Raw genomic sequence first — 18,772 nt, forward strand, 5'->3', positions numbered from 1 at the left:
GAACCATTCGACGGCAGGCAGAAACAGGCTTGGCGTGATTACCCGCGCTGGCGACGAGATGCTTCGAAGCGTGCTGGTGGCGGGCGCCACTGCCCTCATCCAGCACATGCGGCGCGGCAGCAAACGGCGCTGGCCATGGCTGGAGGCGCTGCTGGCGCGCAAGGCCTTCAAGCTAGCAGCGGTGGCGCTGGCCAACAAGTTGGCGCGCATCGCCTGGAAACTGATGGTGAGCGGCGAGCATTATCGCCCTATCGCCAGTGCTCTCCCGGCGGCAGCGCCGGCGCAACTCTGACAAACCCAAAGAATTCGGCGTCGGGTTAACGGCGACGCCGAAGGCCGGAACTTGCAAGCAAAGGAAGAGATGGTTTGATCGGTCGAACCGGGACAGGCGGGACACTCCGAGGTGCTCACCGGCAGACAATGCCGCGTACGTGTTTGGAACTCGCCGTCGCGCAAGCCCATCTTGGCCAGCGGTCACTATGCCCGCACAAAAAGGCCGGACATATGAGCGCAAGCGATCCGACAAACAATCAATTCCAGCCCTTGCAGGCAGGGGGCCGTCCACATATGAGCACCGGAAGCGCAGGGAACCGCCGTTTGCAGACCGGCATCACCTGAATATCAACACACCCTTAGAAGTCGCTGGTCAGGCCCTTTACCTCCCAGTCGCCGTAGCGCCCTGGCTCCTTGCCGCCTCGGCCGCCGATCTCCTTCGGCAGCGCGGCCTCCTTTTCCAGATACTTCACACGCCTTGCTTCGGCTTCCGCGAGCGCGCGTCTGGCTTCCGGTGTCAACGCCTTTGGCTCGACGCCGTCGGCCTCTATTTTACTGGTCTCGTCGTTCATGCGATATTTCCAGCGGATTGAAACAGGAACCGGTGTTTCCCATCATATAGCCATGAGCCCACGACGATCGACCCCTTTTCGCTATCCCCCGGACAGGAGCAGACGATGAACACCATCCGCACCGCCATGCTTCTTGCCGCGATGACCGCGCTGTTCATGGGCGTCGGCTTTTTGATCGGCGGAACCGGAGGCATGATGATCGCCTTTCTGTTCGCCGCCGGCACCAATCTGTTCAGCTACTGGAACGCCGACAAGATGGTGCTGTCGATGAACCGTGCCGTCGAGGTCGACGAAAGGAACGCACCCGAATATTACGCCATCGTCCAGGCAATGGCCAAACAGGCCGGTCTGCCGATGCCGAAGACCTATCTGATCGACAACCCGCAGCCGAACGCCTTTGCCACCGGCCGCAATCCGCAGAACGCGGCGGTGGCTGCCTCCACCGGCCTGTTGCAGGCGCTGACGCCTGAAGAGGTCGCAGCGGTCATGGCGCACGAGCTCGCCCATGTGCAGCACCGCGACACGCTCACCATGACGATCGTCGCCACCTTTGCCGGCGCCATCTCGATGCTCGGCAATTTCGCCTTCTTTTTCAGTGGCAATCGCGACAACAATCCCTTCGGCTTTGTCGGCGTGCTGGCGGCGATGATCGTAGCGCCCTTTGCAGCGATGGTCGTGCAGATGGCGGTCAGCCGCACCCGCGAATACGAGGCCGACCGGCGCGGCGCCAAAATCTGTGGACACCCGCTCTGGCTGGCATCGGCGCTTGACAAGATCGCCCGCGGCGCCGAACGCATCCGCAACCCCGATGCCGAGCGCAATCCCGCGACCGCGCATCTCTTCATCATCAATCCTCTTCACGGCGAGCGCATGGACAGCCTGTTCTCCACCCACCCCGCCACTGAGAACCGCATCGCAGCCTTGCAGGCGATGGCGCGCGACATGGCCGACAGCGAAACACCGCGCCAGGCCCCAACGCCACGCCAGGCGGACGAACAGCGGCCATCCGGCCCGTGGGGCCAGGCAGCGCAGCTCGAGCAGCCGACCGAGCCCGCCAAGCCCAAATCCAACCCATGGGGTCGCAATCCGACCGGGCCCAAGGGCCGGTGGTCGTGAGCGTGGCGGACAGAGGACCTCGACGCACGGTTTCAGGCGATCAGGAACACAGGGACGGCGGCGACTTCGTTGCCGGCCTCGCCGCCCGCAAGGCGGCGGCGCGTCTGCTTGCCGCCGTCATCGACGCCAGGACCCCGCTTGACGGCCTGACCGATCACGAAAACGGCCATCCGCAATACAAGGCGCTCGATTTGCGCGATCGCGGCCTCGTCCGCGCCATTCTGGTCACAGCGCTGCGCTATCGCATGACCATATCAGGGCTGCTGGCGCGGCGCGTGGAAAAGCCGCTGCCGCCCAACGCCACCGCTTTGTCGCACATATTGCATGTGGCGGCGGCCCAGATCCTCTTCCTCGATATTCCCGACAGCGCCGCCGTCGACATTGCGGTGACCCACGCCAAGTCCGATCCGCGCACGCAGCGTTTTTCCGGCCTCGTCAATGGCGTTCTGCGCACGTTGGCACGGGCCAAGGAAACGGAATTGCCTGCCGCCCTTGCCGCCACCGACGAGGCGCCCAAATGGTTTTCCGACCGGCTGAAGACCACCTACGGCAACGAGAAGGCCGGACAGATCCTCGAAGCGCATCGCGTTGAGGCGCCGGTCGACTTCTCGGTCAAGGCCGATCCGGGACTCTGGGCGGAAAAGCTCGGCGGCATCGTCCTGCAGACAGGCACGGTGCGGGTCGAGAATCTTATCGGTCCTGTCACTGAATTGCCTGGCTTTGCCGAGGGCGCCTGGTGGGTCCAGGACGCCGCGGCCAGCCTGCCCGCCCGGCTGTTCGGCGATGTCACGGGATTGCGGGTTGCCGATCTCTGCGCCGCGCCCGGCGGCAAGACCGCACAGCTGATCGTTGCCGGCGCGAAGGTCACCGCCGTCGACACGTCAAAAAACCGGCTCGTGCGGCTGACGCAGAATCTCGACCGTCTCGGCCTGTCGGCCGAAATCGTCCAGGCCGACCTGCTCAAATATGAGCCGGAAGAACTGTTCGACGCTGTTCTCCTCGACGCGCCCTGCTCGTCGACCGGAACGGTGCGGCGCCATCCCGATGTGCCATGGACCAAGACGGCGGCCGATGTGGAGAAACTGGCCGACCTGCAACGCAGGCTGCTCGCCCGCACTGTGACGCTGGTGAAGCCCGGCGGCAGGATCGTCTTTTCCAACTGTTCGCTCGATCCGCTCGAAGGCGAGAATCTCTATCGCGCCTTTCTGGCCGGCACGCCTGAAATCAGCAACGATCCGTTGCGGCAAGGCGAGATCGCCGGCATCGATCCGTTCCTGACGCCGCAAGGCACGCTGCGCACCACGCCCGCCGACCTGGACCTCGGCGCGCCGGAACGCTCGGGCCTCGACGGCTTCTTCGCCGCTCGCATGCGGCGAGCCGGCTAGGGATTGAACTGCCGGATTTACTGACTTTTTAGGCAGGTTCGGAGGCAGAACCAGGTGAGCCGGCCCGGGCTCGTGGAATTCGCCTTCGCACGAATCGTGCAATCATGTAGACTCGACGCCGGGGTAAGAGGACGACCAGGAGGGGTTTTGGCACTTGCTGCCAGCAGCACGACGCGTCTGTGGACGCTTGTCGCGAAGGAGTTCTGGCGCAAAACGCGCCGGCGCCTGCGCGCCGGGCCTGTCTATCGCTGGCGCTATTCCGGCCGCACGCCGGAACGAGTGCTGATCGCACCGCCGGACCTGCGCCTCGCCGACCCGCAGATCGCACTCGAGATCTATTACGGCCGCTATCCCCTGTCGGGGCATCTGGTCGAGACCGGCGGCAAGTCGCCTTTCCAGATCCACGTACCCAATCACGGCTGGCAGAAGACGCTGCACGGCTTTCGCTGGCTGCGCCACATGCGCGCCGCCGGCACCGAGCTTGCCGCCGCCAATGCCCGCGCCCTGGTCTCCGACTGGATCACCATGCATGGCAGCCATATTTCCGGCATCGCCTGGGAGCCCGGCACGACGGCCAAGCGCATCATCGCCTGGTTGCAGCACTCCTCGGTCGTATTGCAGGGCGCCGAGTTCCCTTTCTACCGCGCCTTCCTGAAGTCGGTTGCCATCCAGATCCGCTACCTCAGGTCGATGGCGCGCGAAATGCCCGACGGCAAGGACAGGCTGCGGGCCCGCATCGCGCTCGCCTTCGCTGCCTTGTCCCTGCCGGCGCCGGCATCGGCGCTGCGTGGCGCGACCCGCAATCTTGCCGAGGAACTCGACCGCCAGATCCTCGCCGATGGCGGGCACATTTCGCGCAATCCGATGGTCGTCCTGGAAATCCTCGCCGACCTTCTGCCGCTGCGCCAGACCTATGCCAACCAGGCGGAAACGCCGCCGCAGGCGCTGATCGGCGCCATCGACCGCATGCTGCCGGCGCTGCGCTTCTTCCGCCATCAGGATGGCAGCCTCGCCCGCTTCAACGGCATGGGCGCCACCATCCACGACCGCATCGCCACCATCCTGCGCCACGACGACACCGCTGGCGCGCCGCTGCTGCATGCGCCGCATTCCGGCTATGAGCGCCTGTCGATGGGCGGCACCACGGTCATCGCCGACACCGGCCCGCCGCCGCCGGTCGACGTGTCCAATGCCGCACATGCCAGCTGTCTCGCCTTCGAACTGTCGTCAGGGCGCCAGCATTACATCGTCAATGCCGGCATCGACACCTATGGCGCGGCTGAATTCCGGCCGCTGGCGCGCGCCACTGCCGCGCACTCGACCGCCACCATCAACGACACTTCGTCGGCGCGCTTCAGCCATTCGTTGCGCGTCAACGACCTGCTCGGTTCGCCGCTGATCGGCGGCCCGCAGCATGTGCAGTGCAAGCGCATCGACCAGAAGGGCATTCAGGGCTTCATCGCCCGCCATGACGGCTATGTCCCGCGCTTCGGCTTCCTGCATGAGCGCGAGCTGAAACTGTCGTCGAACGGCAATGTGCTGGCCGGCCGGGACCGCTTCCAGCGGCCCGGCAATGCGGCGATCCGCAACAATGGCCGCGACTTCGTCACCGTCCGCTTCCACGTTCATCCCGACGTCAACCTTTTGCAGGACGAGCATGACCGCCTGGTGCTGGCCGCCGATCAGGCCGACACCTGGGTGTTCACATCAGCCGAAGTGGTGCCGGAAGTCGAGGAATCGATCTATTTCGCCGGCCTTGGCGGCCCGCGCCGCAGCCGCCAGATCGTGCTTGCCTTCAAGGCCTCGGAAGTCGCCGAAGTTCACTGGCAGCTGACCCGCACCAGCATCGCCGGTTATCCGGAAAACAACTGATCATATCGAGCATGATGCCGAAAAGCTGCCTACTTTTCGGATAACACCATGCCGCAAACAAACAGCCTGGCGGCGCTTCCGGTTTGATTTCCTGATGTCATGTGCTACGGGCGCGGGCATCCATCACACCAGTCGTGAAAGGCCGCCAGCCCATGGCCGTCGCCGCCAAGAACATTCCCGCACCAGACCTTGTTCCCGTGCGTCGCGCCTTGCTCTCCGTTTTCGACAAAACCGGCCTGATCGATTTCGCCAAAGCGCTGGCAGCCGCAGGCGTAGAGCTGGTCTCGACCGGCGGGACGGCAAAGGCGATCACTGAAGCAGGCCTGGCGGTGCGCGACGTCTCCGAGCTCACCGGCTTTCCCGAGATCATGGATGGCCGCGTCAAGACCTTGCATCCCATCGTGCATGGCGCGCTGCTTGGCGTGCGCGACGATCCTGAGCATTCCGCGGCAATGCGCAAATACGGCATCGAACCGATCGATCTCGTCGTCTCCAATCTCTATCCGTTCGAGGAGGTCCGCCGCTCCGGCGCCGACTATGCGTCGATCGTCGAGAACATCGACATTGGCGGGCCGGCGATGATCCGCGCCTCGGCCAAGAACCACGCCTATGTCGCCATCGTCACCGATCCCGGCGACTATGCCTCGGTGCTGAACGCGCTGGAGATGAACATCGGCTCGCTGTCGCTGGATTTCCGCAAGAAGCTGGCGGCCAAGGCCTTCGCCCGCACCGCCACCTATGACGCGGCGATCTCCGGCTGGTTCGCCGAAGCGCTCGAGATCGAACACCCGATGTGGCGCGCCTTTGGCGGCAGGCTGGTCGAGGTGATGCGTTATGGCGAGAACCCGCATCAGAGCGCTGGCTTCTATATCAATGGCGACAAGCGGCCGGGCGTCGCCACGGCGCGCCAGCTGCAGGGCAAGCAGCTGTCCTACAACAACATCAACGACACCGACGCCGCCTTCGAACTGGTCGGCGAGTTCGACCCCGACCGTTCCGCCGCCGTCGCCATTATCAAGCACGCCAACCCGTGCGGCGTTGCCGAAGGCACCTCGCTGAAGGCGGCCTACGCCAAGGCGCTGGCCTGCGATCCGGTCTCGGCCTTCGGCGGCATCATCGCCGTCAACCGCATCCTCGACGCCGAAGCCGCCGAGGAGATCGTCAAGACCTTCACCGAGGTGATCATCGCGCCCGGCGCCACCGACGAGGCAGCGGCCATCGTCGCGGCGAAGAAGAATTTGCGCCTGCTGGTCACAGGTGGGCTGCCGGACCCGCGCACGCCGGGCACGACGGTCAAATCCGTCGCCGGCGGCCTGCTCATCCAGGGCCGGGACAACGCCGTCGTCGACGACCTCGAACTGAAAGTAATGACCAGGAGGGCGCCGACGCCGGCCGAAATGGCCGACCTGAAATTCGCCTTCCGCATCGCCAAGCACGTCAAGTCCAACGCCATCGTCTATGTCAGGGACGGCGCCACCGTCGGTATCGGCGCCGGCCAGATGAGCCGGGTCGATTCCTCACGCATCGCCGCCCGCAAGGCACTCGACGCCGCCGAGGCAGCGGGCCTCGCCGAACCGCTGACCAAGGGCTCGGTCGTCGCCTCCGACGCCTTCTTCCCCTTCGCCGACGGATTGCTGTCGGCGATCGCCGCCGGCGCCACTGCCGTCATCCAGCCGGGTGGCTCGATGAACGACAAGGACGTCATCGCCGCTGCCGACGAGCACGGCATCGCCATGGTGTTTACGGGGATCAGGCATTTTAGGCATTGAGGCCCGAAAAGCCAATTGCTTGGCTTTTCGAGCTTCGAACGCCCTGAGCCTGCGAAGGGCCGGGCGTGGTTAGTCGATCCACCCTGCCGGGTCCCCGCTGCTTCGCAGCGTCCCGGCGTTCGCCGGCCTTTCATCGTGCCACTGGCACGATGAGTTCGCTTCGCGAACCGGCTGCTCACCCCACAAGGGGGAGGGTAACGTCACTCCGCCGGCCGGTCCGCCGGATAGGGCGTCTTGATCAGGATCGCCATGCCGATCCCGAGGAACAGCACGATCACCGCCATGCCGAGCCGCGCCGAGCCGCTGGCCAGGGTGACGGACGCGACCATGAACGGCGCCAGAAAACTGGTCGCCCGCCCGGCCAGCGCGTAAATGCCGAAATAACGGCCGGATTCTGCCGCCGTAACGCTGCGCGCCATGTAGGATCGCGACGACGCCTGCACCGGCCCGAAAGCCACGCCGATTAACAGGCCAAAGAAGATGTAGGCCTTTTCCGCCGCCGTGCCGAACAGGCCGCCGCTGTCCGGTCCAGGCATCATCCAGAGGCCGAATAAAGTATAGCCCGGTCCGGTCGAGACGATGCCGATCGTGGCAATGCTGAGCAGGACAAGCGAGATCATGACGATGGTTTTGGAGCCAAGCGCCGTGTCGAGGCGCGCTGCAACCAGGCAGCCGAAGATGGCGACGACGTTGAGAATGATGCCGAAAATACCGATTTCGGTGATCGACCAGTGGAACATCGCTGCTGCGAAAGTGCCACCCAACGCCAGCAGCGCGTTGACACCGTCCTGATAGATCATGCGGGCGACGAGGAAGCGGAAGATGCCGCTGCGCTTGCGCACCTCCCCCAGTGTCACTTTCAGCTCCGCCAACCCCTCTCGCACCGCAGGGCCGATCGGCAGGCCCTTGATGGCATCGGGGGTGAAAAAGAACATCGGCAGGATGAACAGGAAGTACCAGCCGGCTGACAAAGGCCCGGTTGCGCGCGCATCCTCGCCGAGCTTTGGGTCGAGTCCGAAGAGCGGGTCGATGCCGATGATCGTCTTGCCGGTCTCCGGCGAACCGGCCAGGCAGGCGACGACGAAGATCAGCGCGATCATGCCGCCGAGATAGCCAAGGCCCCAGGCCATGTTGGAGATCCGGCCGATCTCGCTCTTCGGCACCAGGCGCGGCATCATCGAATCGTTGAACACGGTCGAAAACTCGGCCGCAACCGACGCCAGCGAGAAAAACAGCACGACCAGGAAAAGGTTCGAACCGGGGGCCGCGAACCAAAGCAGGCAAAGGCAAGTGACCTTGACCGCGGCAAAGAATGCGATCCAAGGCTTGCGCGGTCCGGTCTGGTCGGCGATCGAGCCGAGTATGGGCGACAGCACCGCAATGACAAGGCCGGCCGCGGCGATGCCATAGCCCCAGGCCGCCTGGCCGGTCTCCGGATCGCTCGCCATCCGCGACACGAAGTAAGGCCCGAAGATGAAGGTGGTGACGACGGTGAAGAACGGCTGCGCCGCCCAGTCGAACAGCATCCATCCCCAGATGCCGCGCCCGGACGCACGCTGCACTGTCTCTACCGTCATCATGATCCCCCGGGCACCGGTTCCGTATCGGGCGCCATGTCTGCATGTTTCATGCGCTCATGCAATGAACGAAGCTTGGTGCCGTCCCTTGCCCCTGCCGGGCGTTCACTGTTCGAAAGTCCAGCAATTGGCTTTCGTCCGCTACGCGGACCAAGCCGTTGTTTTTTCTCGTGAGGGGAAAGTCGGACGGAAGGTCTGACGCCGTCCTCCCCCCAGCTTCGCAGCGATTGCCACCGGCGCCGGATTTCTTGATTATTAAGTTGACTATTTTTGTCCGCTTTGACTTATTGCGCTCGCGCAGGGTCGGAAAGGTGACCGTCGAACTGCTTGATATTTGGTCTGACAGGGGATAAGAGATGACGATTGGTCGACAGGCATTGTTGCGCACTCAGACAAAGCGAATGATTGCGAGCAGTGCCTTGATAGTGGCATCTTTTGGAGCGGTGGGGGCCGGCCGGACCCAGGACGTTTCGCCGGACGATGCAACCCAACTGGAAACAATCGTCGTCACCGGCAAGTCGGACCGCGTTGTCGGGCCCGATCAAACGATCGTCGCCAACGATACGGCGATTGCCACCAAGACCGATACGCCGATCGTCGACGTTCCCGCCTCGGTTTCAGTTGTAACCCAGAAGGAACTGGAGGCGCGCCATGTCGAAAGCCTCCAGCAGGCCGTGGCCTACACATCCAGCGTCCTCACCGACGAATTCGGCAACGATGACCGATATGACTATATCCGTATCCGCGGTTTCGACCAGACATCGCTCGGCACCTATCGCGATGGTCTCACGGCGCGGATCCCCGCTTGGTTCACGGCCAGCCGTCTCGAACCTTACGGACTTCAGCGCGTGGAGGTCCTGAAGGGATCGACATCGACGCTTTTTGGTCTCAACGGTCCTGGCGGACTGGTCAATGCCATCACCAAGCGGCCGATGGACCAGAAGCAGGGGGAGATTTACACGTCCTATGGCGACGGCAACAAGGAGGTTGGCGTTGATTTTGGCGGGCCGATCGACCCCGATGGCGTGTGGACCTACCGGCTCACCGGGCTGGCCAAGGATGGCGATCAAGGATGGGATTATTCCAACGACGATCGGCTTTACATCGCGCCCGCGTTGACCATCAAGCCCGAGGAAGGAACGTCGCTCACCATCCTGACCGACTATTACAAGCGAGATGGCACAGGCGCACGCGGCGTCCCGACTGGCGCCAATATCGACATCGGCACATTCCTGGGCGAGCCGGATTTCAACCGCTTCAACACCGAGCAGGTGGATATCGGCTACCAGTTCGAGCATGAGCTCAACGAGAACCTCACCTTCCGCTCCAATGCCCGCTACACGCATTTGAGCCTCGACTACGCCCAGGTCTACGGCGCGTCGCTTGACCCCACGGCGGACCGCACGGCATTTTCGGTCGACGGCCTGTCCAACCGCTATGCCTTCGACAATCAGTTGCAATACGATACGCGCTGGGACGCGATCGACAGCAAGACGCTTGTCGGCGTCGACTACACCAACGACAACACCCGCGAAAACATCCTCTTCGGCACCGCCGGCCCCATCGACATCAACAATCCGACCTATTGCGGTCTGTCCTGCATCAACCTCGGCCCCTACGTGAACTGGCGGGTCAAGCAACAGGCGGTCGGTGTCTATGCCCAGGAGCAATTGACGTTTGACGACCGCTGGATCGCCACCCTCGGCGGGCGATGGGACCGCGTCCATACGACAGCGGACTATCTCGACTGGGGAACGCAGGACGACGACACCGCATCCGCCTTCACCAAGCGCGCCGGCCTGACCTACAAATTCACCCCGAACCTCGCGGTCTACGCCAACTATTCGGAAAGCTTCCAGCCGCTCGTGGCGCCGAGCGCCAACGGCTATGCGGTCTCGGGTTCGCTGAGGCCTCAAGAGGGCAAGCAATATGAGGCAGGCATCAAGTACAAGCCCGACGGCTTCGACGGCCTGTTCACGGCAGCGGTCTTCGACCTTACCCAAACCAATGTTCCGACCTATGTCACCCCTGTTGTCCAGCAGCAGATCGGCAAGGTTGGCGTCCGCGGCATCGAACTCGAGGGCAAGGCCGCCATTGCAGAAAACCTGAACCTGACGTTTGCCTATTCCTACTGGGATGCCGAGATCCTGGAAGACGGCATTGGCGGGAATGCCGGCAATCGGCCGCAGCGCGTTCCTCGCCACCTGGCGTCAGCCTGGGTTGACTATATGCTTCCCGAGGAAGGACGGCGTGGCGACCTGACCATCGGCGGTGGCGTGCGCTATATCGGACAAACCTACGGGGATGACGCGAACACCATTTCGATTGGCGGCTACGCACTGGTGGATGCGGCGATTAGCTACAAGATGACCAAGGACGTGACATTGGCCTTGAACGCAACGAACCTGTTCGACCGGAAGTATTTGACGACCAGCTATTACGGGACCGAATTTTACGGCGACCGGCTGAAAATCGTCGGCACGCTCAAACATTCCTGGTGAGCTTGTTGACGCTAGTTTCGAAGCGGATGGCATTCGAAAAGAGCCACACGCATCCCATGATGCGTGTGGTGATCGTCGACGGTTCACATCCCCGTCAGATCGGTCATCAGCCCCGACGCCACCGACAGACGCGACACGGTGATGTCGCCGCCCTCGGTCAACGCCTGCAGCCGCTCGCGGATGCGCGCCACCCGCTCGCCGCCGGCTTCCAGCCAGGCCGCCACCGGATCGGCCGTGTTGGCATGGCCGGTGAGTGCCGCCACCGCGATGCCGCGCCGTGCCGCACCGATCGTGTCGGTGGCGCGCGACAGAGCGAGTTGGTCGTAATAGTCCGAAGGCGTGATCGAGCGTCCGGCGTCCTCGACACGCGGGATGCGGAAGGCATCGCTGACGGCGAAGAACGCCTTGGCCGCGGCGACGATGTCGGCGCCCGCGGTGCGCGCCGTCAGCGCGATGTCGGGGATGAGTTCCGCCACCTCGCTCAGCGCCAGTTGTTCGGCCAGCCTTTCCGGCGCGCCGGCTTTGAACAGCCCGTGCCGCTTCTCCTCGATCCGCTCGCGTGAAAAGGCCGGCAGCAGCGAAACGAGCTTGGGCTCCAGCGCCTTGCGGGCTTCCTGCAACTCGGCGATGCGCTGGCTGAGGGGTGCGGTGCCGGCATCGTTCTTGAGATACCAGCCGCTGGTCACATAGATCAGCCGGCTGACCATCTGATAGAGATCGAGTTGCACCTGGCCGTCGATCTGGTTGTCGAGCGCGTCGATCTCGCGATAGAGCGCCGGCAAGGCAAAACCGTCGCGCACCATCGCGAAGGTCCGCACCACGTCGGCGGCGGTGCGCCCCGTGGCTTCCTGCAGCCGATTGACGAAGGACGGGCCGCCGCGATTGACCAGATCGTTGGCGACGACCCGCGTGATGATCTCGCGGCGCAGCCTGTGGCCATGGATCTCGGTGGCGTATTTCTTCGCCATCCGGTCGGGGAAATAGCCCATCAGGTCGCGATCGAAATGCGCGTCATCAGGCACGTCGCTGGCGACGATATCGGAAAACAGCACGATCTTAGCATAGGCGAGCAGCACGCCGAGTTCGGCTCTGGTCAGCGGTTCGCCACGCGCTTCGCGCTCGGCAAGCGCTGCCGGCGACGGCAGCGTCTCGACGGCGCGGTCGAGCAGGCCGCGCGCCTCCAGCGCCGTCATGAAACGGCTCTGATGCGCAATGTCGGCCAGGCCGCGCTTGCGGGCGATCGAAAGCGCCAGCGTCTGCTGGTAGTTGTTGGACAGCACCAGCGAGCCGACCTCGTCGGTCATCTCGGCCAGCAGCTTGTTGCGTGCCGGGCGCGTCAGCGACCCCTTGCGCATGGCGGACGCCAGCGCGATCTTGATGTTGACCTCGACGTCGGAGCAGTTCACGCCGCCCGAATTGTCGATGGCGTCGGAGTTGCAGCGGCCGCCATTCATGCCGAACTCGATGCGCGCCCGCTGCGTGACGCCGAGATTGGCGCCCTCGCCGATCACTTTCGCCCGGACGTCGAGCGCGGTGATGCGAATGGCATCGTTGGCGCGGTCGCCGACCTCGGCATTGGTCTCGGTCGATGCCCGCAAATACGTGCCGATACCGCCGAACCACAGAAGATCGACCGGCGCCTTGAGGATGGCGGTCATGATCTCGACCGGCGTGGCGGTGGTCTTGGCCAGGCCGATCGCCGCCGCCGCCGCCGCCGGCAAGGTGATCGATTTCTGGTTGCGCGAGACGATGATGCCGCCTTCCGACAGTTTCGTCTTGTCGTAGTCCTGCCAGCTCGAACGCGGCAGCGCGAACATGCGCTCGCGCTCGGCCATCGAGGCTGCCATGTCGGGATCGGGATCGATGAAGATATCGCGATGGTCGAAGGCGGCGATCAGCCGGGTTTTCGGCGACAAAAGCATGCCGTTGCCGAACACGTCGCCGGACATGTCGCCGACACCGACGACGGTGAAGGACGAGGTCTGGATGTCGCGGTTGATCTCGCGGAAATGCCGCTTGACCGCTTCCCAGGCGCCCTTGGCGGTGATGCCCATCTTCTTATGGTCGTAGCCGGCCGAGCCGCCGCTGGCGAAGGCGTCGTCGAGCCAGAAGCCGTGCTTCTCCGAGATCGCGTTGGCGGTGTCGGAGAAGGTCGCAGTGCCCTTGTCGGCGGCAACGACGAAATACGGATCGTCCTGGTCGCGTCTGATGACGCCGGCCGGCGGGATGACACCATCGAGACCGATATTGTCGGTGATCGACAGCAGGCTGGAGACGAAATTCTTGTAGGCCGAGGTGCCGGCCTCGAAGATCGCGTCGCGACCGGCGCTCATTGGCAGCTTCTTCGGATAGAAGCCGCCCTTGGCGCCGACCGGCACGATGACGGCATTCTTGACCTGCTGTGCCTTGACCAGGCCGAGCACCTCGGTGCGGTAGTCCTGGGCGCGGTCGGACCAGCGCAGGCCACCGCGCGCCACCGGGCCGAACCGCAGATGCAGGCCTTCGACCTCGGAACCGTAGACGAAGATCTCCCGCCACGGCCGCGGCGCCGGCAAGCCCTCGACCGCGTGCGAGTCCAGCTTGATCGCCAGCGACTGGCCCTTTTCTTTCGTATCGGCAACGAAATGATTGGTGCGCAGCGAAGCTTCGATCAGATTGAGGTAGCGCCGGAAGATAGTGTCGTCGTCGATGTTGGGAACGTCTTCCAGCGCGTCCTTGATCTTGGCCTTGAGGTGCTTTGCGGCTACAGCGCCTTCGGTCTCTGCTGTCGGGCCAAGTCGGGCGATGAACAGCGCATGCAGGCCACGCGCGATGTCGGGATAGCGGTTGAGCGCGGCGGCGATGAAATCCTGGCTTTGCGGAATGCCCACTTGCTGCAAATAGCGGCCATAGGCGCGCAGGATGGTGATCTCGCCAGACCACAGGCCGGCGGTCTGGGCGAGGCCGTTATAGCCGTCATTGTCGACGTCGCCGCGCCAGACGGAGAGGAATGCGTCCTCGAACAGCGCGCCGCCATCGGTCAGGTCGATCGGCTTGCCGTAGCTGTTCTCCAGTTCCATGTCGTGAATGAAGACCAGTCCGGGGCGATCAGTATTGATCGTGCCGGGCAGGTCGTCGCCAACCTCGAAGGTGCGTTCGCTGATGACGCGGAAGCCGATGTTTTCCAGCACCGGCACGCGGCGCGACAGCGCCACCGGGCTGCCATGGTGATAGATCTTCAGCGCCGCCTGATGCGGCTTCTGCTCGCCATGGCGATAATAGTCGATGGCGATCGGATTGCCGGCGCTGATCTTGGCGATGCGCCCGGCGTCAGTCAGCGCCACCGCCGCGCTGAACGAATCGCGGTAGCTTTCAGGCAGCCGCGCGGCGATCGCCTTCAAAGCCTGGTCGCCGCCATTGGCCTCGGCCGCATCGGACAGGGCGTCCTCCCAGGTGCGCACGATGTCGCGGATCGCCGCCTCTATCGTCGCTTGCTCGACCTTCGGCGTCTTGCCACCGGAGCGGCCGATGATGAAATGCACGCGCGCCAGCCCACCCTCGGGGAAGGCCGGGTAGTAGGCCGACAGCCGGCCTTCGAATATGGTCTTCAGATAGGAGCCGATCTTCTCGCGCACCACGCTGTCGTAACGGTCGCGCGGCACGAAGACGAGGATCGAGACGAAACGGTCGAACTGGTCGGCGCGCACCAGCGCCCGCACACGCGGCCGCTCGATCAGGCCCAGAATGGCGGCGGCGTGCTTCCTCAGGATCGGCACCGGCACCTGGAACAGCTCGTCGCGCGGATAGCTTTCCAGCACGTTGATCAGCGCCTTGCCGGAATGATCGTGCCGGTCGAAGCCGGACTTGGCGATGATGGTTTCGGCCTTGGACCTGAGATACGGGATCTTCATCACCGAACGCGTGTAGGCGGTCGAGGTGAACAGGCCGACGATGCGCAATTCGCCCGCGAGCGTGCCCTTGGCGGTGTAGGTCTTGACGCCGATATAATCGAGATAGATGCGGCGGTGCACGGAAGACTTGGCATTGGCCTTGGTGACGATCAGCGGCTCCGGCCCATGCAGGAAGGCGCGGATCTCCGGCGTCGTCGTCACCGCTTCGGTGCCGCGCCTCAGCACCAGCACGTCGGGATCGGACAGGATGCCGAGGCCAGGCTTTTCGGCGCGCTCCAGCGTGCCGCTTTCCTCGCCGCCGGTGTATTTGAACTCGCGCATGCCAAGGAAGGTGAAATTGTCGTCGCGCAGCCACTCCAGGAAGGCGATCGCCTCGGCAACGCTCTTCTTGTCGAGCGGCACGGCCGAATAGCGGAATTCCGAGATCGCCTGATCGAGGCGGGCCAGCATCGGCCTCCAGTCGTGGACGGCGGCATGAACCTGGCCGAGGATCTTGCGCAGTCGCTCGCTCAATCCGCTCGCCTGCTCGGATGTCAGCCGCGGGATGTGGACATGGATGACGCTCAGCCGGTCGTGGCTGCCATCGTCCTTGGCGAAATTGCCGTCGCCGAGGATTTCGTCCACGCCGCCCTTGCCGTGGCGAACGACGATGACCGGATGGGTGACCAGGGTCGGTTCGCCTGATGTCTCGGTGATCTCGCCGAGGATGGAATCGAACAGGAACGGCATGTTGTCGTTGACGACCGTGACAACCGTCATCGGGCGGCCGTCTCGCACAACGCCCGAATCGGCATCGACGGCGACGACGCACTCGCCTTTCCTGTGAATGGCGACTGCCTGGCCGGCGAGATCGGCGGCACGTTCCAGGTCGGCCACATCGTAGGGAGCAATGTCTTCAGCTGGCGCGCGGGCGAGCAGATAGTCCGCAAGCCTGGCTGGCCTTTCCTCCGCTTTAATCGCTGCCGTGGCTTTTTTCTTCGGCTTGCTCGCGGATTTCACGCTGGCCATGACGCACTTCCCTCCCGTCAATGCTTTTACGACTATGGTAGCAGATGACCGCTGTTTGGCGACAAAGGTTTGACGGCTTGCAAAGAAATATCGGAATTCGGCAACAAGCATCGCCTAACGAGGAGAAATGATCCATGACCGGCAAAATCAGCGCGCTTGACCTTGGCCAGGGAGAGCTGAGCGAGGCGACGAAAACCTATTTCGCCAAATGCGAGGAGAAGCTCGGCCTCGTCCCCAACGTGCTCAAGGCCTATGCCTTCGACGACAAGAAGCTGCGCGCCTTCACCGACATGTACAACGATTTGATGCTGGGTGAGTCCGGCCTGTCGAAGCTGGAGCGCGAGATGATCGCGGTCGCCGTCTCCTCGATCAACCATTGCTACTATTGCCTGACAGCGCACGGCGCTGCGGTGCGCCAGCTCTCAGGCGACCCGGCGCTCGGCGAAATGATGGTGATGAATTTCCGCGCCGCCGATCTTTCGCCCAGGCAGACGGCAATGCTTGAATTCGCCGTCAAGCTGACCGAAGAGCCGGCCAAAATCGTCGAGACCGACCGGGCCGCGCTGCGTCAGGCCGGCTTCACCGATCGCGACATCTGGGACATCGCCTCGACCGCTGCCTTCTTCAACATGTCGAACCGGGTGGCCGCGGCAATCGATATGCGGCCGAACGACGAATACCATGCCATGGCGCGGTGAGGCTCGGCGGCTTGAACCCAGCCATGCCTTATATTAGCAACTTCGCATTCTCGTTGCTTGTTTGCCGGTTTGGTCCGATGATCGGCAGGCGGCATGACCGCATGTCGGTTCGATGCCGCTGATCAGGGAGGAGAACATGGCGAAATTTCTCTACATCTATCACGGCTCGGGCAAGATGCCGACGACCGAGGTGGAGCGTAAGGCGATGACAGACGCCTGGACAGGCTGGTTCGGAAAGCTGGGCTCGGCCGTTGTCGATCAAGGCAATCCCGTCGGCATGTCGAAAACGGTGCTGCCCGGTGGCAAGATCGAGAACAATGGCGGCAGCAACCCGACCGGCGGCTACTCGATCATCGAAGCGAAAGACATCGACGACGCTGCCAGCAAGGCCAGGGACTGTCCGATTCTGATGGAGCCGAACTGCAACGTCGAGATCGCGCCGATCATCAACATGATGGGCTGACGCTTCGGCTCAGGATCGCGCCGCGATGGCCGCGGCTGCGCCGGCCATCGTCGTGGCGCTGATGCGGTTGGCGATTTTCATGGAGCGCTTGCTCTTCAGGAGCTTGCGCGCCTGCGATGCGGCGAGCACCCAGGCGAGGTCGATGGCGACCAGCACCACGGCCATGGTCGCCGTCAGTTCGACCCAGCCCACGATGCTGACCGAAGCGAGGTCGATGATGGTCGGCAGCAGCGCCAGGTAGAACATCATGATCTTGGGATTGCCGAGCGTCACCGCCATGCCGGTGAAGAACAGTTTTATCGCCGAATCCTCGCGTGGCATCTCGCCCTCCTTTGCATCGACAGGCGCGGTCCACATCTTCCAGGCGAGGTAAGCGAGATAGGCGACGCCGACCCATTTCACGACGACGAAGGCGAAATGGAAGGTCTGCGCCACGACAGCCAGGCCGAACACCGCCAGTGACAGCCAGATGCCCTCGCCGATCCACATGGCGAGCAGGAACGGGAACACGTCGCGAAACCCTTTCGAGATGACCCGCGCGACGAGCGCCGCGATCGACGGACCGGGCGAACCGGCGGCAACGAACAAAGCGGCGGCGAAGATGAGCAGCGAGGTGAGGTGCATGGGCCAGGATCTCGGTTGAAAACCATAGATATCAGACATTAGCGCAAGTGGCTCAGCTGCGGTAGCACCGACAAATGACGCTTGTCGGTCCGGCATCTCGCGGCTAGAAAGGCTGCCGCGAAACAATTTCGAGCGTCACTTTGCCTACGTAACCGCCGGTCTCGTCAACTCCCCCGACACACTGCACGACGCCGCATTCGCGGTGTCTGTTTTCATTTTCATGTGTTCTTCTGGGCGGCGGTTCGAGACCGGTTTGGCACTGCTGAACCGCGTCGCGCGGCTTTTGCCCGTGACACCCGATTTCCAAAAACCGCAGCCTCTCGCCACGCCGCGCCCGCATGGGCATCTCGACATCGCCGGCCTGATGAACTTCCCGATGGGAAGGGCTTATCGGCATGTCTGGACTTCTGCGTATCCACTGGGCGATCGCGCCCAAAACCGCACCTCGACCGCTCATCAACTGCAACCGCTGCGGCACTGTGAAGGCCTATTGCAGCACCGGGAAATTCCGCGTCAACGCCAATGGCAAACGCATCGATGTCTGGCTGATCTACCGCTGCATCGAGTGCGACAATTCCTGGAACTTCGGCATTTTCGAGCGCTGCAACCGCCGCGACATCGACCCGGCGCTGCTGGCGGCGCTCGAATGCAACGATCCTGCACTCGCTCACCGTCATGCCTTCGATGTAATCGCGTTGCGCAACCGGATCGGGCGCGTCGAGGAATTCGCCGATGTCAGCGTTCACAAGCGTAGGCTCGGCGACACGATGGAAGCCGCGGCCGTGTTGGAACTCCAGCTTGGGCTCGAAATGCCGATATCGCTGCGACTCGACCGGCTGCTCGCCGGCGAACTCGGCATCTCGCGGTCACGGCTTCAGGCGCTGGAAGAGAAGCTGCTGCTCATCGTTGACCCGGATGGAGCAAAGGCCCTGCGCAAGCCGGCCCGCGCGGGGATCACGATCCGCATCGATCTGGCCGGCGAGGCCGATCGGCAGGCCATCGTCGCGGCTGCCGGTGGATGAAC

At 63.5% G+C, this 18,772-nt stretch carries 13 protein-coding genes; 9 read left to right on the forward strand and 4 right to left on the reverse strand.

Annotation, left to right across the window (positions count from 1 at the left end; genetic code table 11):
• A partial coding sequence (locus EOA16_RS30640; RefSeq protein ID WP_164754438.1) for a transposase occupies positions 1-292 on the forward strand: 292 nt, incomplete at its 5' end.
• Between the two features lie 340 nt (positions 293-632).
• Here the strand turns inward: EOA16_RS30640 and EOA16_RS30645 are convergent.
• Positions 633-845: a DUF1674 domain-containing protein gene (locus EOA16_RS30645; RefSeq protein ID WP_127261475.1), complete on the reverse strand. Its 213-nt coding sequence runs from the start codon at positions 843-845 to the stop codon at positions 633-635.
• Between the two features lie 105 nt (positions 846-950).
• On the opposite strand from EOA16_RS30645, the gene htpX reads away from it, so the two are divergent.
• The 4 genes from htpX to purH all read left to right on the forward strand — a co-directional run bounded on the left by htpX (position 951) and on the right by purH (position 6,987).
• Positions 951-1,961 (forward strand): zinc metalloprotease HtpX, encoded by a 1,011-nt coding sequence (gene htpX, locus EOA16_RS30650; protein ID WP_127261476.1) that lies wholly within the window; start codon positions 951-953, stop codon positions 1,959-1,961.
• Positions 1,919-3,346: an RsmB/NOP family class I SAM-dependent RNA methyltransferase gene (locus EOA16_RS30655; RefSeq protein WP_127261477.1), complete on the forward strand. Its 1,428-nt coding sequence runs from the start codon at positions 1,919-1,921 to the stop codon at positions 3,344-3,346. The genes htpX and EOA16_RS30655 overlap by 43 nt, the downstream gene beginning before the upstream one ends.
• Positions 3,347-3,493: 147 nt before the next feature.
• Entirely contained in the window at positions 3,494-5,218 is a 1,725-nt protein-coding gene (locus tag EOA16_RS30660) for a heparinase II/III family protein (RefSeq protein WP_127261478.1), read from the forward strand.
• A 152-nt stretch (positions 5,219-5,370) separates the two neighbouring features.
• Complete coding sequence (purH, locus tag EOA16_RS30665; protein ID WP_127261479.1) at positions 5,371-6,987, forward strand: bifunctional phosphoribosylaminoimidazolecarboxamide formyltransferase/IMP cyclohydrolase; 1,617 nt, start codon at positions 5,371-5,373, stop codon at positions 6,985-6,987.
• A gap of 200 nt (positions 6,988-7,187) precedes the next feature.
• On the opposite strand, the gene EOA16_RS30670 is transcribed toward purH, so the two are convergent.
• Positions 7,188-8,564, reverse strand: a complete 1,377-nt coding sequence (locus EOA16_RS30670) for an MFS transporter (RefSeq protein ID WP_127261480.1) — start codon at positions 8,562-8,564, stop codon at positions 7,188-7,190.
• A 356-nt stretch (positions 8,565-8,920) separates the two neighbouring features.
• Here EOA16_RS30670 and EOA16_RS30675 point away from each other — a divergent pair, with 356 nt between their 5' ends.
• Positions 8,921-11,065, forward strand: coding sequence for a TonB-dependent siderophore receptor (locus tag EOA16_RS30675; RefSeq protein WP_127261481.1), 2,145 nt, complete (start codon positions 8,921-8,923; stop codon positions 11,063-11,065).
• An 83-nt stretch (positions 11,066-11,148) separates the two neighbouring features.
• Here EOA16_RS30675 and EOA16_RS30680 read toward each other — a convergent pair whose 3' ends face one another.
• Entirely contained in the window at positions 11,149-15,963 is a 4,815-nt protein-coding gene (locus EOA16_RS30680; RefSeq protein ID WP_127261482.1) for an NAD-glutamate dehydrogenase, read from the reverse strand.
• A 134-nt stretch (positions 15,964-16,097) separates the two neighbouring features.
• Between EOA16_RS30680 and EOA16_RS30685 the strand changes: the two genes are divergently transcribed.
• Together EOA16_RS30685 and EOA16_RS30690 are read left to right on the forward strand one after the other, a co-directional pair.
• A complete protein-coding gene (locus EOA16_RS30685; protein WP_127261483.1) occupies positions 16,098-16,661 on the forward strand; it encodes a peroxidase-related enzyme in 564 nt (187 codons plus the stop codon).
• A 136-nt stretch (positions 16,662-16,797) separates the two neighbouring features.
• On the forward strand, positions 16,798-17,124 hold the full coding sequence (locus EOA16_RS30690; RefSeq protein ID WP_127261484.1) for a hypothetical protein: 327 nt from the start codon (positions 16,798-16,800) through the stop codon (positions 17,122-17,124).
• Between the two features lie 9 nt (positions 17,125-17,133).
• Here the strand turns inward: EOA16_RS30690 and EOA16_RS30695 are convergent, their stop codons facing one another.
• A complete protein-coding gene (locus tag EOA16_RS30695) occupies positions 17,134-17,748 on the reverse strand; it encodes a LysE family translocator (RefSeq protein WP_127261485.1) in 615 nt (204 codons plus the stop codon).
• A 395-nt stretch (positions 17,749-18,143) separates the two neighbouring features.
• Between EOA16_RS30695 and EOA16_RS30700 the strand changes: the two genes are divergently transcribed.
• On the forward strand, positions 18,144-18,770 hold the full coding sequence (locus EOA16_RS30700; protein ID WP_127261486.1) for a DUF1062 domain-containing protein: 627 nt from the start codon (positions 18,144-18,146) through the stop codon (positions 18,768-18,770).
• The last annotated feature ends 2 nt before the right edge of the window (positions 18,771-18,772 follow it).

This window comes from Mesorhizobium sp. M7A.F.Ca.US.008.03.1.1 (genome assembly GCF_003997495.1).
In the GTDB taxonomy this organism is placed as follows: domain Bacteria; phylum Pseudomonadota; class Alphaproteobacteria; order Rhizobiales; family Rhizobiaceae; genus Mesorhizobium.

Coding starts and splice junctions, on each gene's coding strand:
- EOA16_RS30645 (WP_127261475.1), bottom strand. CDS start 845: ATGAACGACGAGACCAGTAAAATAGAGGCCGACGGCGTCGAGCCAAAG.
- htpX (WP_127261476.1), top strand. CDS start 951: ATGAACACCATCCGCACCGCCATGCTTCTTGCCGCGATGACCGCGCTG.
- EOA16_RS30655 (WP_127261477.1), top strand. CDS start 1,919: ATGGGGTCGCAATCCGACCGGGCCCAAGGGCCGGTGGTCGTGAGCGTG.
- purH (WP_127261479.1), top strand. CDS start 5,371: ATGGCCGTCGCCGCCAAGAACATTCCCGCACCAGACCTTGTTCCCGTG.
- EOA16_RS30670 (WP_127261480.1), bottom strand. CDS start 8,564: ATGACGGTAGAGACAGTGCAGCGTGCGTCCGGGCGCGGCATCTGGGGA.
- EOA16_RS30675 (WP_127261481.1), top strand. CDS start 8,921: ATGACGATTGGTCGACAGGCATTGTTGCGCACTCAGACAAAGCGAATG.
- EOA16_RS30680 (WP_127261482.1), bottom strand. CDS start 15,963: ATGGCCAGCGTGAAATCCGCGAGCAAGCCGAAGAAAAAAGCCACGGCA.
- EOA16_RS30685 (WP_127261483.1), top strand. CDS start 16,098: ATGACCGGCAAAATCAGCGCGCTTGACCTTGGCCAGGGAGAGCTGAGC.
- EOA16_RS30690 (WP_127261484.1), top strand. CDS start 16,798: ATGGCGAAATTTCTCTACATCTATCACGGCTCGGGCAAGATGCCGACG.
- EOA16_RS30695 (WP_127261485.1), bottom strand. CDS start 17,748: ATGCACCTCACCTCGCTGCTCATCTTCGCCGCCGCTTTGTTCGTTGCC.
- EOA16_RS30700 (WP_127261486.1), top strand. CDS start 18,144: ATGTCTGGACTTCTGCGTATCCACTGGGCGATCGCGCCCAAAACCGCA.